This window comes from Streptomyces sp. NPDC002845 (assembly GCF_053591955.1).
In genome coordinates, this window is the sequence record NZ_JBSFUU010000048.1 from 16,017 (window position 1) to 30,503 (window position 14,487).

Here is a 14,487-nt window from a genome sequence, read left to right on the forward strand (position 1 = left end):
TCGTGCAAGTTTCAACGGCGATGATCTTGCTGTACCGGATCTTCACCGCTCGGCGGAGGCGGAAATTCCGCACCGAGTGCCGGGCTGGCGCCGATGATCTTGCGGTGCGACCCCGGGGCGAGTGGTCCGGCTCACGCCCGCAATGTGACGCGAAGTCCATGCGTCGCCTCGGCGGGAGGCGGCCGGGGCGCTGCTACCCTTCGTGCCCAATTGATCGCACTGCGCAACGAACGGGAGTGTGCGTGAGAATCGCATGCGTCGGCGGCGGACCCGCGAACCTGTACTTCTCGATCCTGATGAAGCGACAGGACCCGTCCCACGACATCACCGTCCACGAACGGAACCCGGCCGGATCGACGTACGGCTGGGGCGTGACCTACTGGGCCGCCCTGCTCGGTGAACTCCGCGCGAACGACCCCGAGTCCGCCCTCGCCATCAGTGAGAGCTCCCACTGCTGGAGCGACGGGGTCGCCCACGTCCGCGACCTCCGTACCGTGCACCACGGGGACGAGGGCTTCGGCATCGGCCGGCACCGGATGCTCGAACTGCTCGCCGAGCGTGCCGCGTCACTCGGTGTGCGCCTGGAGTTCGAGCACGAGGTCGAGCCCGACGCGATCCCGGACGCCGACCTGGTCGTCGCGGGCGACGGCGTCAACAGCCGGCTGCGCGAGCGGTACGCCGACCACTTCGGCACCGACATCAGGCTCGGCCGGAACCCCTACATCTGGCTCGGCACCACCAAGGTCTTCGACTCCTTCACCTTCTCCTTCCAGGAGACCGACCACGGCTGGATCTGGGCCTACGCGTACGGGTTCGGCGACGAACAGAGCACCTGTGTCGTCGAATGCGCCCCCGAGACCTGGACCGGCCTCGGGCTCGACCGGGCGAACGAGGCCGACGGGCTGGCCCTGCTGGAGAAGCTCTTCGACGGCATCCTCGACGGGCACCCGCTGATCGGCCGCGCCCAGGCCGACGGCAGCGCGCAGTGGCTGAACTTCCGCACCCTGACCAACCGCACATGGCACCGCGACAACCTCGTCCTGCTCGGCGACGCCGCCCACACCACGCACTACTCCATCGGCGCGGGCACCACCCTCGCCCTGGAGGACGCCATCAGCCTGGCCGGAGCCCTGCGCGACCACACCGAACTGCGGCCCGCCCTCGCCCGCTACGAGCGGGAGCGCAAGGCCGCCCTCCTGTCCGTCCAGAGCGCGGCCCGCTACAGCGCCCGGTGGTACGAGAACCTTCCGCGCTACATCGACCTGCCCCCGCACCAGATGTTCGCCCTGCTCGGCCAGCGGCACTCCCCGCTGCTCCCGTACGTCCCGCCCCGGCTCTACTACCGGATCGACCGCGCCGCCGGCCAATTGGAGGCGCTGCGCCGGTTCAAGCGCCGGCTGGGACCACGGCTCGCGCGCACGGCCCAGTCCCGCACGCTCGCGTCCCGCAAGGAGTAGGCCCCGGGCCTCAGTTCACGCCCCGCGGCCGGAACTGGACGCTGATGCGCGGTCCCGCCGCACGGGCCGTCTTGGGTACGGCGTGGTCCCAGGTGCGCTGGCAGGAGCCGCCCATCACGATCAGATCGCCGTGCCCGAGCGGGAACCGCAGGGTGTCGCCGCCGCGGTGCGGCCGCAGGGCCAGATCGCGGGGCGTGCCCATGGACAGGATGGCCACCATCGTGTCCTCCCGCGCACCCCGCCCGATCCGGTCACCGTGCCAGGCCACGCTGTCCCGGCCGTCCCGGTAGTGGCACAGCCCCGCCGTGACGAACGGTTCGCCCAGCTCGGCGGCGTAGTACGAGGAGAGCGCGGCGCGCGCCTCGTCGAGGACGGGGTGCGGCAGCTCCTCGCCGGCGCCGTAGTAGGCCAGCAGCCGGGGTACGTCCACGACGTGCTCGTACATCTGCCGCCGCTCGGCCCGCCAGGGCACGTGCTCGGCGAGGTGCGCGAAGAGCGCGTCGGCCCCGCCGAGCCAGCCGGGCAGCAGATCGATCCAGGCCCCGTCGCCGAGCTCGCGCCGGCGCACCCCGTCGAGCGTACGCAGACGCAGTTCGTCCGACTGGTCGAAGAGCGAGCCCTGGAGGTGCGTGGCCATGCGGCCAGCATACGCCGTATTCGAAAAATTGTTCGTACGGTGTAGGGTCCGCGAGTGGCCGTCAGCGCTGCTGCGGCTTCTGCGGTGTCGCCTCGCTCGGCCGTACGACCACCAGCCCCTCACCCTCCAGCTTCAGCTGTACGGCCTCCCCGGAGCCGCCGCGGATCATCGAGCCGAAGGACTGCGAACGGTGCAGCGAGGTGTGCAGATTCGCGGTCCAGCCCACCACGGCGTCGGTGTCCACGAACACGGGCATCTGCGGCGAGACCGGGATGACCAGCGGACTGCCCTCGCACATCAGCCCGAGCCTGCCGTGCCCGGTGAACACGCTGTTGAACAGGCCGCCGCCGGTCATGCCCGCACCCTTCACGGTCTTGATCTCGTACGCCAGGGTGGCATCGAAGCAGAGCACGTTCCGGCCGTTGACGGTGAACACGTCCCCGGGCTCGACATCGACGACGAAGACGTTCTGCGCCTCGTGCGCGAACCACGCCTCACCTTGCCCGCGCACCGCCATCAGCGGCAGCCCCTCCCCGGTGACCGCGCGCTTGAGCATGCCGCCCACGCCCTGGCCCTTGCGCTCGAACTGCAGGTTCCCGCGATGCGCGATCATCGCCCCCTGCCGCGCGAGCATCTCCCCGTTGACGGCGTACTTGATCGACTTGGAGTTCTGCACGCTCATCCCCGGCGCGTACGCCGGTTGCACCATGTGCTCGCTCGAAAAAAGATCACCCTTCATGCAGGCATGCTGTCCCGGATCGGCCGCTTCCGCCAAGCATCCGGTTCATCACGATCGCGGTGTCGCGACGCTTGAGTGCTCGCCGAAGCAAACCAGTCATTTGCCGGCTCGTTAAGGCGGTGTTTCGGGGGAGTTGGCGGATCGACGTCGGGCAGCGGTTAGGATCACGGCATGATTACGGCTCGGTCGTTCCGGCACCTGGTGCGGACTCGCGGTGCTGCGGCTCCGCTTCCGCGTGTGCTGGCCCTGGCCGTGCTGCTCTTCGGTGTCCTGTTCACGCACGGCGTGAACGTGGAGAGCGTGAAAGGGCACCTGGCGACGAGCGCCGTGGCGCCCACCGCGACGACGGCCGAGGGCGTGGGCGTACAGATTCCGCTTCTCGCCGTGACGGAACATGGCGGGCAGACGGAGAACCACCCGGCGCACTCCGCCGAGCACTGTGCCTCCGGACAGCCGTACCAGGGATCGCCGCTGACGGTGCCGTGCTTTGCAGCGTCGGTTCGTGAAGCGGTCGTGTCCGCGGATGCCGGGGCGAAGCGTGTCTCCGGCGCACCGGAACGCTCCGGGGCAGCGTCGGCGGACCTGAGAGCGTCCGTGGTCCGGCAGGTCTAGGACAGGGGGTTCTCCCACCCTTCTGTCCTGCCCCACCCATGCCTGCCGCTCCCGCCCCGGCCATGACCTCTGCCATGGCCGGGAGCAGAGGCGGCCGCACGGAGGACCTGTGCCCGCACACCCCCGCACGACCGCGCACGCCCGGCTGCGCCCGCTCGTTTTTCTTCTCCTCGGCTGCCTGCTGCCGTTCGCCGCCCTGTGCACCGTCGTGCACGAGACGCCCGAGGAGCCACGCCGGACGACCCTCTCGGTGACGGCGCCGACGGCGGAGCCGCACGGGCCTCATCAGCACCGCGGGCCCGCGGAATGCTCACACGGCGCCGTCGTTCGTACGGCGGCCGGGGCACCGGAGCACCCGCCGACGGGCCCGGCCACGGTTACGGCGACCGTCGCGGCGGCGGTCGCCGTGCCGCGGGGCCCGCGCGGGCGCCGTGCGCCCGGCAGACGTCGGAAAACACGCACCGGCCGGGCGGCGCTCGTCCGCACCTCCCGGTGGCGCATCTAGACCTCCCGCCCGCAGCCGGGCCCCGGCTGCCGCGCACCGGCCGTACGAGCACGGACTGACCTTCCGGCTCGCGGCCGTGGCGCGAGATGAGCACGTACCGCGCCATGCGGATGCATCGCGGATTCATCGAGCGAGAGCGAAAGAGATGCAGTCACTGACGAACACCTCTGTCACCCCCGGCCGTTCAGCGCTGCCGGCGCTGGTGGGGAACACGCCGCTGCTGCGGGTGTCGGAGCCGCTGACGCCGGTCGGCCACGGCTTCTGGGCGAAGCTGGAGGGCTTCAACCCCGGAGGCATCAAGGACCGGCCCGGCCTGTACATGGTCGAACGGGCGCGTGCCCGCGGCGAACTGCGCCCCGGGGGACGGATCATCGAGTCGACCAGCGGCACCCTCGGCCTCGGACTGGCGCTGGCCGGCCTGGTGCACGGCCACCCGGTCACCCTGGTCACCGACCCCGGCCTGGAGCCGTCCATGACCCGGCTGCTCGGCGTCTACGGAGCGCGCGTCGACATCGTCACCGACCCCCACCCCAGCGGCGGTTGGCAACAGGCGCGGCGCGACCGGGTCACCCAACTGCTCGCCGAGCACCCGGGAGCGTGGTGCCCGGACCAGTACAACAACCCGGACAACACCACCGCGTACACCCCACTGGCCCTCGAACTGGCCTCGGAACTGGGCCACATCGACGCCCTGGTGTGCAGTGTGGGCACCGGCGGCCACTCGGCCGGGGTGGGCCGCGTGCTGCGCCAGCTCTACCCGGACATCCGGATCGTCGGCGTCGACACTATCGGCTCGACCATCTTCGGACAGCCCGCGCGCACCCGGCTGATGCGCGGCCTGGGTTCCAGCATCCACCCGCGCAACGTGGCGTACGACTACTTCGACGAGGTCCACTGGGTCGCCCCGCACGAAGCGGTGTGGACCTGCCGCCGACTTGCCTCCTCCCACTACGCCACCGGCGGCTGGAGCGTGGGCGCGGTCGCGCTGGTGGCGGGCTGGCTGGCGCGGACGACACCGGCCGACACCCGCATCGCGGCGATCTTCCCCGACGGGCCGCAGCGCTACCTGGGCACGGTGTACGACGACGAGTACTGCGCCGCGCACGGGCTGCTGGACGGGCCGCCGCCCCTGGAACCCGAGGTGATCGGCCGGGCGGACGAGAAGGAAGTCGTCCGCTGGACCCGGTGCACCGAGGTCGTCGACCCGCTGACGCTGGAGGGTGCCCGGTGAAGGGGACCCTCGCGCAAGTACGGTCGTACGAGCGCAGCGTGCAGCTGTTGATGGTGAACCAGTTCACCATCAACCTCGGCTTCTACATGCTGATGCCCTACCTGGCCGCCCATCTGTCCGGCACGCTGGGGCTGGCCGGCTGGGTCGTCGGACTCGTCCTCGGCGTACGGAACTTCAGCCAGCAGGGCATGTTCCTGGTCGGCGGGACGCTCGCCGACCGCCTCGGCTACAAGCCCATGATCGTGGCCGGATGCGTGCTGCGCACCCTCGGTTTCGCGACACTCGGGCTCGTCGACTCGCTGCCCGCCCTGCTCGCCGCCTCGGCGGCCACCGGGCTGGCCGGGGCGCTGTTCAACCCGGCTGTCCGGGCGTATCTCGCGGCGGACGCAGGGGAGCGCAGGGTCGAGGCGTTCGCGCTGTTCAACGTCTTCTACCAGGCCGGGATTCTGCTCGGCCCGCTGGTGGGCATGGTGCTGACCGGCGTGGACTTCCGCGTCACCTGCCTGGTGTCGGCCGGGATCTTCGCGCTGCTCAGCGTCGTGCAGATCCGCGCCCTGCCCGCGCGGCGGAAGACGGACACCGGCGAGCGGCAGGGCGGCGAGGGCCGGGAGAGCGTGCTCGCCCAGTGGCGCGGCATCCTCGCCAACCGGCCGTTCCTGCTCTTCTCCGGCGCCATGATCGGCTCGTACGTCCTCTCCTTCCAGGTCTATCTGGCCCTGCCGCTCGAAGTGCGCAGGCTCGGTGGGGACGGGGAGTCCGGCACGGTCGCGGTGGCGCTGCTGTTCGCGGTCTCCGGGCTGAGTACGATCCTCGGTCAGACCCGGGTGACCGCGTGGTGCAGGGCCCGGCTCGAACCCGGTCAGGCGCTGATGCGTGGCCTGGTGGTCATGGGGCTGGCGTTCGTGCCCCTGCTGGTGGCCACCGCCGTGCCGGTACCGGGGTCCGGGGTGGGGCTGTGGCTGCTCGCGGCGGTGCCGCCGATGCTTGCCGCGCTGCTGCTGGCAATCGGCACGATGATCGCGTACCCGTTCGAGATGGACACCATCGTCCGGCTCTCCGGTGACCGGCTCGTCGCCACGCACTACGGGTTGTACAACACCATCTGCGGCATCGGCATCACCCTCGGGAACCTGCTGACCGGTGCCGCGCTGGACGCCGCCCGCTCGGCGGGCCTGCCCGCGCTGCCGTGGATCTCCCTGGTGGCGCTCGGCCTCGCCTGCGCCGCCGCCCTGTACGGCCTGCACCGCACCGGCCGCCTGGCGACCCCGGCGCCTCAGCCGCAGGCCGCGACCGCCTGACCTGCACGCCGACCCAGGGGCGGGCGCCGCACGGCGCCCGCCCCTTCTATGCGGGGTCCGGGCCGTAGTAGCTCAGGAACATGTCGACGCCGTGAGTGATGAGGCGGTCCGTGAGGTTCTCGTCGATGTGGGTGCCGTAGGTGCCGAAGACCATGTGGGGGAAGACCAGCAGCGCGTACAGCTGGACGATCGCGGCCTCCAGGTCCGGGATCACCAGCCGGCCCTGGTCGGCGAGCGTCCGCAGCGCGTTCGCCACGGCGGGATGGTGACCCTCCGGGCCGTGATGGCGCCAGGCGCGCCCGATCTCGGGGAAGCGGTGTCCCTCGGCGGCGACGAGGGTGCGCAGCGCGGCCACTTCGTCGTTGGTCCGCACGGAGTCCACCCACGACCGGGCGGCGTCGATGAAGGCGGAGCGGAGGTCATCGGCCTTGGTCAGTGCGTCGAGGGCGGCTGACGACTCCCCGGCGAGCGGTTCGTCCAGCGCGCCCGCGATGACCGCCGAGAACAGGGCCTCCTTGCTGCCGAAGTGGTTGTAGACGGTCACCTTGGACACGCCTGCCTCGGCCGCGATGGCGTCCATGCCGACACCGAAGCCCTCCCGCAGGAACAGCTCGCGGGCGGCCTTGACGATGGCCTGCCGCTTGAGCTCGGCACGGGGTCCGCTCGGCGGCTGCTTGACGTTCTCCACGCTCATGGGCCGAGCCTAGCATCCACCTGAACTGAACAGTTGAGTTCAGATGAACTGGCCGGTATAGTTCAGTTGGACTTCTCCTTTCCCGTCCCCTTCTCGTCGTTCTCGTCGTAAGGACCCCTGATGACTCATCCCGCAGCCGACGCGCCGCACGCGCCCGAGCGCCAGCACCCTCCGGCCGACCCACGACGCTGGGCAGCCCTCGCCCTGATCTGCCTGGCCCAGTTCATGCTGATCCTCGACGTCACGGTCATCAACGTCGCGCTGCCCGACATGGCCGCCGACCTCGACCTCGGCCGTACGACACTGACCTGGGCGGTCACCGCGTACACCCTCTGTTTCGGCGGGCTCATGCTGCTCGGGGGCCGACTCGCCGACGCCCTCGGCGCTCGCCGCACCCTGCTGGCCGGGCTCGCCGTCTTCACCGCGGCCTCGCTCGTGACCGGACTGGCCCAGGGCGCGCCGACGCTGCTCGGCGGACGCGTCGCCCAGGGTGTCGGCGCCGCCCTGCTCTCACCGGCCGCGCTGTCCATCGTCACGACCGGCTTCCACGGCCCCGAGCGGAACAAGGCGCTCGGCGTCTGGGCCGCGATCGGCGGCAGTGGCGCGGCGGCCGGTGTGCTGCTCGGCGGTGCGCTGACCGACGGCCCCGGCTGGCGGTGGGTCTTCTACATCAACGTGCCGGTCGGCCTCGCCGTCCTGGCCGCCCTGCCCGCGCTGGTCCCGGCCCGCCCGCCGCGGCCGACCCGGCTCGACGTACCCGGCGCGCTGCTGGTCACGGGCGGCACGGCCGCGCTCATCTACGGGCTGGTCGAAGCCGGGGGCTCCGGCTGGGCCGGCACGGGCACGCTGCTGCCGCTCGCCGCGGCGGTGGTGCTGTACGCGGTCTTCGCCGCCGTCGAACGCGCGAGCCGGGCCCCGCTGATGGACCTGCGCATGTTCACCCGGCGGCCGGTGGTGGCGGGCGCGTTCCTGATGCTGATCGCCACCGCCCTCCTGATCGCCTTCTTCTTCCTCGGCTCGGTCTATCTCCAGCATGTCCGCGACTTCGGCCCGCTCAGGACCGGCCTGGTCTTCCTCCCCGTGGCCGTCGCCACCGGCCTCGGCGCCCACCTCGGCTCCCGGCTCGTCGGACGGCTCGGCAGCCGCCCGACGGCGGTGGCGGGCATGGTGATCGCGGCCCTCGGCTGCGCCCCGCTGACCCGGCTGTCGGAGACAGGCAACGTGTACGCCGTCCTGCTGCCCGGCTTCGCGGTCGCCTCCCTCGGCCTCGGCGCGGTCTTCGTCACCGCCACCACCACCGCGCTCGCCATGGTGGACCACCATGAGGCGGGGCTCGCCTCCGGAGTCGTCAACACCTTCCACGAGGTGGGCGGTTCGGTCGGCGTGGCCGTCGTCTCCACGGTGGCCGCCGCGGGCATCGAGCGGGGCGCGATCGGAGGCTTCACCGACGCCTTCACCGTCAGCGCGGTGGCGGCCGCCGTCGGCGCGGTCGTCTCTCTGGGGCTCGTGCCTCGGATCAAGCCGCAGTCCACCGGGGGGCCGCACGTGCACTGAGCCGACGCCTGCTGCTACGTGCTGAGCGACCCCCCGTGCTCGTCCGCGAAGACGCGTCGGCACAGCCCGTGGCAGAAGCCGTACAGGGTCCCCTCGTGGACCAGGGTGGGAGTGGAGTCGTCGAGATCCACGCTCATCCCGCAGATCGGGTCGAGCAGCTTGCCCTGTGCCGGGCTCGGCGCGGGGCGTCCGGCGGCGTTGTCACGGTGGGCCCGCGTGAGGAGTTCCGCGATCTCCAGGGTGCCCATGGCCTTTCCGTGAATCCCGACGCCGCCCTCGGAGATGCCGTCCACCAGAATCACCGCGTGCGGTTCGCTCCGTACCCGCCCGGGGTCGCGGCCGGCGGCCCGTTCGGTCTCGGCCAGGGCGTCGGTGACGATCGGCATGACGTATCCGCTCATCTCCTTGCGCCACGCCGCCGGAACCGTGACCCGCACCAGATAGCGCGGCGGCTTTGCCGGGTCCGCCGAGGGCCGCTGGCCGAGAACCCAGGTGGCGGGCTCGTGCACCAGCACGTGTGTGAGCGTGCGCTGGGCGTCGAGGACCTCGATGGCGTGGCTGCCGTCCTCGACCAACAGTGTGTCGATGAGCCGGCGCCCGAGGGCTTGGCGCTCCTCTTCGCTCAACGCGCCCTTGGGTACGAAGACTTCGATCAGCAGCATCCCGCATTCACCCCTTACGACAGGCATCTTGAGATGCGGCCAACATACCTACGAGGGGTATAGGGGGAGTCGGGCGTCAGGACGACCTTTTCCTTACTCCCCCGGGAGTAGTCACTCCCGGCGGAGTAGTCGACGCGATGGGACTTCAGCGGCTGCGGGTCAGCGGGCGAGACCGCCGTCGAGCAGCGCGAGCACCGGACCTCCGGCCAGGCCCAGGACGACGGAGAGGGCGGCCGCGCCGTACGCGGTGACGGACGCTGCCCGTTCGACCTCGTAGGGCCTGTCGTCCCGGGCGGCGGAGACCGCGGGTGCGATCCAGCGCAGGTAATAGAAGAGGGACGCCACGGTGTTCACGGCGGCCAGCACCACGAGCCAGGCGTAGCCGCCGTCGAACGCGGCGCTGAAGGCCTCCAGCTTGCCGAGGAAGACGGCCGTCGGCGGGGTGCCGACCAGGCCGAGGAGACAGACGACCAGGGACGCGGCGAGCGCCGGACGTTCGCGTGCCAGACCCCGGTAGTCCTCGATCACTTGGCGTCCTGGCAGAGCGCAGACCACGGCGAAGGCCCCGAGGTTCGTCAGGGCGTAGGCGGCCAGGTAGAACAGCAGCGCCTGCTGGGCGAGGTCGGCGCGGCCGGCCACGGCCACCGGCATGAGCAGATAGCCGACCTGGCTGATCGTCGAGTAGGCGAGGAGGCGCTTGACGTCCCGCTGGAAGAAGGCCGCGAGGTTGCCCAACGTCATGGACGCGGCGGCGAGTACGGCGACGAGCGCGGCCCACGGCACGTCCGAGCCCGACAACGCCTCGGCGCCCAGACGGTACAGGGCGGCGAGGGCGCCGATCTTCGGGAGCGTGGTGAGGAACGCCGCCACCGGGGCCGCGCTGCCCTGCACCGCGTCCGGCACCCAGAAGTGGCCCGGCACACCCCCGGCCTTGAACAGTAGCCCGGCGAGCACCGCGACGACGCCGAGAGCCGTCAACCCGGCTGGCGCGTCGGGGAGTTCGGCCCGCAGCATCGGATACGAGGTCCCGCGCCCGGCGGCGTACAGGACGGTGACCCCGGCCAGCATGACCACACCGAGGAACGCGCCGACGACGTAGTACTTCAGCGCGGCCTCGGTCCCGTGGGCGTCCTTGCGGAAGCCGGCGAGGACGTACGAGGGGACGCTCGCGAGCAGGTAGGCGGCGGCCAGCAGAAGCAGGTCGTTCGCACCGGCGAGCATCAGCGCACCGAGGGCGGCGAGCTGGAGCAGGACGTAGAACTCGCTCTCGCGCGGGTGGGCACGCAGCGGTACGGCGCTCAGGGCCAGGACGAGCAGCGTGCCGCCGAGAATGACGATGCGGGCGGTGGCGGTGACCGGGTCGACGGCGAACGCCCCGCCGAAGGCGGTGGTGGTCGTCGCCACCGCCGCGGCCACGATCCCCGCCACGCACGCCCCGCCGGCCAGCGCCCCGACCAGCCACTGCCGGGCGCGCGGCAGCCAGGAGCCCAGCAGCAGTCCGAGTACGGCGGAGGCCGCGAGGAGGACCTCGGGCAGGAGGTCGAGGGGGTTCTCGTTCATCCCGGTCATCGCGCGAGCAGCTCCAGTACGCGCCGGGACGCGGGTTCGACGACGTCGAGCAGGAACCGCGGGGCGAGGCCGATCACCACGGCCAGCGCGAGCAACGGCACGACGGCGGCGCTCTCGTGGGCCCGGACGTCGGGGAACGGGCGGTCCGCGCCGGGCGCGGCGGCCGGGAGCCGCAGTGGTCGGAGGAAGATCTGCTGGAGGGCGCGGAGGAAGAGCCCGGCGGTGAGGAGGATGCCCAGCAGGGCCAGCGCGGTGGCGACCGGCCGCGGGCCCAGGCTGCCGGTGAGGATCTGGAACTCGGCGATGAAGCCGGAGAACCCGGGCAGCCCGAGCGAGGCGAAGGCCGCGACGCCGGTCAGTCCGGCGAAGACCGGCGCCCGTTCGGCCACCCCCGAGTACGCCGACATGTCGTACGTCCGGCCGCGCTCGTACAGCACGCCCGCGAGCAGGAACAGCGCCCCGGTGAGCAGGCCGTGGCTGACCATCTGCACCACGGCCCCGGTCACGGCGAGCTGCCGGGCCTCGTCCCGCCCGCCGCCGACGGCCCCCGCGGCACCGACGGCCAGGATGATGTAGCCCATGTGGTTGACCGACGTATAGGCGATCATCCGCTTGAAGTCGGTCTGGGCGAGCGCGACCAGCGCCCCGTAGAGCACGGAGACCACGCCGACCACGACGAAGACGAGGGCGTGGTCGCGCCAGGCCTCCGGAAGCATCGGCATCGCGATGCGCAGGAACCCGTACGTGCCCATCTTCAGCAGCACCCCGGCCAGGATCGCCGAACCGGCGGCGGGCGCCTCGGTGTGGGCGGGCGGCAGCCAGGTGTGGAAGGGGACGGTGGGCGTCTTCACCGCCAGCCCGACACCCAGCGTGAGCAGCACCAGGGCGCCATACAGGGAGCGGCCGGAGAGGGGGTTCTGTCGCGTGAGTTCGACGATGTCGAAGGTGTGCGGGTCGGCCGCGAGATACAGCCCGATGAAGCCGAGGAGCAGGGCGAGCGACCCGATGAACGTGTAGAGGAAGAACTTCAGGGCCGCGCGCGCCGCGCCCTTGTGCCCCCATCCGGCGATGACGAAGTACATCGCCACGAGGGACAGGTCGAAGAAGACGAAGAACAGGATCAGGTCGAGCGCCACGAACAGCCCGAGGCACGTGGTCTGCAGGAAGAGGAAGAGCGCGGCGAACTCCCTGACCCGGCGCGTCTCGCGCAGCGCGTACAGCGCGCAGGCCAGGAACAGCACACACGTCACCGCGACCAGCGGCAGCGACAGGCCGTCGACGCCCACGTGGTAGCTCACGCCCGCGCTGGGGATCCAGCGGACGCGGGCCTCGTACTGCATACCGCCGCCGGCCTCGTAGCCCGTCCACATCACCACGGCCAGGGCCAGTTCGACGGCTGTGGTCACCGCCCATGCCTGGAGGAACAGCCCGCGCGGCGCCGTGCGGGGCACGCACATCAGCAGCACCGCCACGGCGGTCGGCAGCAGGACGAGAACGGTGAGCACGGTGGTCACCTCATGGGGGCGAAAGCGGCGGCGGGGAGGGTGAGCACGGTGGTCACCTCATGGGGGCGAAAGCGGCGGCGGGGAGGGTGAGCACGGTGGTCACCTCATGGGGGCGAAAGCGGCAGGGGAGGGTGAGCACGGTGGTCACCTCACGAGGACGAAGACGACGGCGAGGACGGTGAAGGCCGCGACGGCCTGGGCGAGGTACTGGTGCAGCTGCCCGGTCTGCGGACGGCGCGCCCACCGGCCGAGCGTGCCCGTGGCCGACGCGACCCCCTCCACGGCACCGTCGACCCCCTGCTCCGTACGGCGGTCGGTCCGCACGGCCAGCCGGACGACCCCCCGGGCGGCGCCGTCGACACCCCGGTCGAGGACCCGGTCGTCGAACGCGGCCAGCGCGCGGGCGAGGCCGAGCACCGGACGTACGACGACGGCACGGGCCACGGCCTCCAGCCCTAGCCAGTCCCGGAACCAGCCGCGGACGGAGACGGGCAGCGGCACGGCACGCGATCCCCAGGCCCACGCGGCGGCGGACGCCAGCACGGCCAGCGCGCCGGAGAGGACGAACTCCCAGAGGTGCGGGGCGGGTGGGGCGCCGTATCCCACGATCCGGACGACCGCGTCCCGTACCGGCGGAAAGGCCGGTACCGACAGAGCCGCGCAGGCCACCGCGAGTGCCACGAGGGGCAGTCCGCCGAGGAGCGGAAGTCGGCTGGTGCCCGTGGCGCCGCGACCGTCGTACGGCCGCCACACGAACCACAACGCCTTCACGCTGTACGCCGCCGAGACGACAGCGGCGGCCAGCCCCGTCGCGTAGAGCCAGCCACTGTCCTCAAGCGCGGCGGCGAGGAGGAGGTCCTTGGCTGCCCAGAGCGACAGCGGCGGCAGTCCGGCCAGGGTCAGTGCCGCGACGGTGAAGGTGAGTCCGGCCGTACGGTGCCGTCGCGCGGCGCCCTGGAGAGCGGGCAGCGCCTTGGCGCCGAGCAGCGTCAGCCATGCCCCGGCGGCCAGGAAGGCCAGGCTCTTGGCGGCGGCGTGCGCCATGAGCTGGAGGGTGCCTCCGGCGATGCCGGACGCTCCGGCGGCCAGCACCATGAAGCCGATCTGGGCGCAACTGGACGCCGCGAGCAGCTGCTTGAGGTCGCTCTGCGCCACGGCGACCAGGCCGAGGAGGACGGCGGTTGCGGCCCCGGTCCAGGCGACGACCGGCCCGCCCCAGCCGGAGGCGGCGAGCAGGGGCTGGAGCCGCAGCAGCAGATACGCCCCGGCCACCACCATCGTCGCGGAGTGCAGCAGCGCCGAGACCGGGCTCGGTCCCTGCATGGCACGGGAGAGCCAGAAGCTGAGCGGGAGTTGGGCCGACTTGCCGAGCGCCGACACGATCACCCCCGCGGTGATCACGGACAGCCAGGGGTCGGCGGCCTCGTCGAGCCGGTCGAGCGCGAGCGATCCGGGCCGCCCGCCGGCCAGCGCGGCACCAGCTGCCAGATACAGGCCGAGATCGGCGGTACGGGTGGTCACGAACGCCGTGTCCGCCGCTCGTACCCGGTCCGGGTCGCGCCACCAGTAGCCGATCAGTGCCCAGGACGTGGCGCCCATGACCTCCCAGCCCATGAGCAGGACAAGGAGGTTGGCGGCGGTGACCGTCGCGAGCATCGAACCGCTGAACAGGAGCATCAGGCCGAAGAACCGGGCGCGGGCCTCGCCGGGCCCGATGTCCCAGACGCTGAAGGCCACCACCGCGGCGGTGACGGCGGTGACGGTCACCACGAGCAGCCCCGACAGCCCGTCGACCTGGAACCGGAACGGGGGCCCGGCGAGCAGCGGAGCCTCGGCGGTCGCGTGGTCGAAGGCGAGCAGGCAGGCGAGGACAAGACCGGCGACGGCCGCGGTGACGGCGACGACCGGGGCCGCGCGGTCGGCGGCCCGCCCCACGACGACGAGCCCCGCACCGGCCGCCAGGGGCAGGGCGACCAGCGCCCACAGCACCGCGCTCACTGCTTGCTCACCCCTCGCTCACCCTC

The 14,487-nt window shown here is 71.9% G+C and carries 13 protein-coding genes; 6 read left to right on the top strand and 7 right to left on the bottom strand.

Annotated features, from left to right (window positions below; all coding sequences use genetic code 11):
* The first annotated feature begins 242 nt into the window (after positions 1-242).
* Positions 243-1,457: an FAD-dependent monooxygenase gene (locus ACWD3C_RS29990; protein ID WP_451149293.1), complete on the top strand. Its 1,215-nt coding sequence runs from the start codon at positions 243-245 to the stop codon at positions 1,455-1,457.
* A 10-nt stretch (positions 1,458-1,467) separates the two neighbouring features.
* Here the strand turns inward: ACWD3C_RS29990 and ACWD3C_RS29995 are convergent, their stop codons facing one another.
* Together ACWD3C_RS29995 and ACWD3C_RS30000 are read right to left on the bottom strand one after the other, a co-directional pair.
* Positions 1,468-2,094 carry an alpha-ketoglutarate-dependent dioxygenase AlkB gene (locus ACWD3C_RS29995; RefSeq protein WP_451149294.1) on the bottom strand — a complete coding sequence of 209 codons (627 nt, stop codon included), beginning with the start codon at positions 2,092-2,094 and terminating at the stop codon, positions 1,468-1,470.
* A 61-nt stretch (positions 2,095-2,155) separates the two neighbouring features.
* Positions 2,156-2,833, bottom strand: a complete 678-nt coding sequence (locus tag ACWD3C_RS30000; protein WP_451149295.1) for an AIM24 family protein — start codon at positions 2,831-2,833, stop codon at positions 2,156-2,158.
* Between the two features lie 171 nt (positions 2,834-3,004).
* Between ACWD3C_RS30000 and ACWD3C_RS30005 the strand changes: the two genes are divergently transcribed.
* The 4 genes from ACWD3C_RS30005 to ACWD3C_RS30020 all read left to right on the top strand — a co-directional run bounded on the left by ACWD3C_RS30005 (position 3,005) and on the right by ACWD3C_RS30020 (position 6,479).
* Positions 3,005-3,445, top strand: coding sequence for a hypothetical protein (locus ACWD3C_RS30005; protein WP_451149296.1), 441 nt, complete (start codon positions 3,005-3,007; stop codon positions 3,443-3,445).
* A gap of 109 nt (positions 3,446-3,554) precedes the next feature.
* Positions 3,555-3,950, top strand: coding sequence for a hypothetical protein (locus ACWD3C_RS30010; RefSeq protein WP_451149297.1), 396 nt, complete (start codon positions 3,555-3,557; stop codon positions 3,948-3,950).
* Between the two features lie 145 nt (positions 3,951-4,095).
* A complete protein-coding gene (locus ACWD3C_RS30015) occupies positions 4,096-5,181 on the top strand; it encodes a PLP-dependent cysteine synthase family protein (protein ID WP_451149298.1) in 1,086 nt (361 codons plus the stop codon).
* On the top strand, positions 5,178-6,479 hold the full coding sequence (locus ACWD3C_RS30020; protein WP_451149299.1) for an MFS transporter: 1,302 nt from the start codon (positions 5,178-5,180) through the stop codon (positions 6,477-6,479). Before ACWD3C_RS30015 ends, ACWD3C_RS30020 begins: the two co-directional genes overlap by 4 nt.
* Positions 6,480-6,525: 46 nt before the next feature.
* On the opposite strand, the gene ACWD3C_RS30025 is transcribed toward ACWD3C_RS30020, so the two are convergent.
* Positions 6,526-7,173 carry a TetR/AcrR family transcriptional regulator gene (locus ACWD3C_RS30025; protein WP_451149300.1) on the bottom strand — a complete coding sequence of 216 codons (648 nt, stop codon included), beginning with the start codon at positions 7,171-7,173 and terminating at the stop codon, positions 6,526-6,528.
* 120 nt (positions 7,174-7,293) lie between these two features.
* Here ACWD3C_RS30025 and ACWD3C_RS30030 point away from each other — a divergent pair, with 120 nt between their 5' ends.
* The gene (locus tag ACWD3C_RS30030) at positions 7,294-8,727 is read left to right on the top strand and encodes an MFS transporter (protein ID WP_451149301.1); all 1,434 of its coding nucleotides are present in this window, start codon (positions 7,294-7,296) and stop codon (positions 8,725-8,727) included.
* A 14-nt stretch (positions 8,728-8,741) separates the two neighbouring features.
* Here ACWD3C_RS30030 and ACWD3C_RS30035 read toward each other — a convergent pair whose 3' ends face one another.
* From ACWD3C_RS30035 to ACWD3C_RS30050, 4 genes are all read right to left on the bottom strand, one after another.
* On the bottom strand, positions 8,742-9,389 hold the full coding sequence (locus ACWD3C_RS30035; RefSeq protein WP_451149302.1) for a hypothetical protein: 648 nt from the start codon (positions 9,387-9,389) through the stop codon (positions 8,742-8,744).
* A gap of 159 nt (positions 9,390-9,548) precedes the next feature.
* A complete protein-coding gene (locus ACWD3C_RS30040) occupies positions 9,549-10,958 on the bottom strand; it encodes an NADH-quinone oxidoreductase subunit N (RefSeq protein ID WP_451149303.1) in 1,410 nt (469 codons plus the stop codon).
* Positions 10,955-12,463: a complex I subunit 4 family protein gene (locus ACWD3C_RS30045; protein WP_451149304.1), complete on the bottom strand. Its 1,509-nt coding sequence runs from the start codon at positions 12,461-12,463 to the stop codon at positions 10,955-10,957. Before ACWD3C_RS30045 ends, ACWD3C_RS30040 begins: the two co-directional genes overlap by 4 nt.
* 144 nt (positions 12,464-12,607) lie before the next feature.
* Positions 12,608-14,461: a proton-conducting transporter transmembrane domain-containing protein gene (locus ACWD3C_RS30050; protein ID WP_451149305.1), complete on the bottom strand. Its 1,854-nt coding sequence runs from the start codon at positions 14,459-14,461 to the stop codon at positions 12,608-12,610.
* Positions 14,462-14,487: the final 26 nt, after the last annotated feature.

Coding starts and splice junctions, on each gene's coding strand:
- ACWD3C_RS30040 (WP_451149303.1), bottom strand. CDS start 10,958: ATGACCGGGATGAACGAGAACCCCCTCGACCTCCTGCCCGAGGTCCTC.
- ACWD3C_RS29995 (WP_451149294.1), bottom strand. CDS start 2,094: ATGGCCACGCACCTCCAGGGCTCGCTCTTCGACCAGTCGGACGAACTG.
- ACWD3C_RS30005 (WP_451149296.1), top strand. CDS start 3,005: ATGATTACGGCTCGGTCGTTCCGGCACCTGGTGCGGACTCGCGGTGCT.
- ACWD3C_RS30015 (WP_451149298.1), top strand. CDS start 4,096: ATGCAGTCACTGACGAACACCTCTGTCACCCCCGGCCGTTCAGCGCTG.
- ACWD3C_RS30000 (WP_451149295.1), bottom strand. CDS start 2,833: ATGAAGGGTGATCTTTTTTCGAGCGAGCACATGGTGCAACCGGCGTAC.
- ACWD3C_RS30025 (WP_451149300.1), bottom strand. CDS start 7,173: ATGAGCGTGGAGAACGTCAAGCAGCCGCCGAGCGGACCCCGTGCCGAG.
- ACWD3C_RS30030 (WP_451149301.1), top strand. CDS start 7,294: ATGACTCATCCCGCAGCCGACGCGCCGCACGCGCCCGAGCGCCAGCAC.
- ACWD3C_RS30035 (WP_451149302.1), bottom strand. CDS start 9,389: ATGCTGCTGATCGAAGTCTTCGTACCCAAGGGCGCGTTGAGCGAAGAG.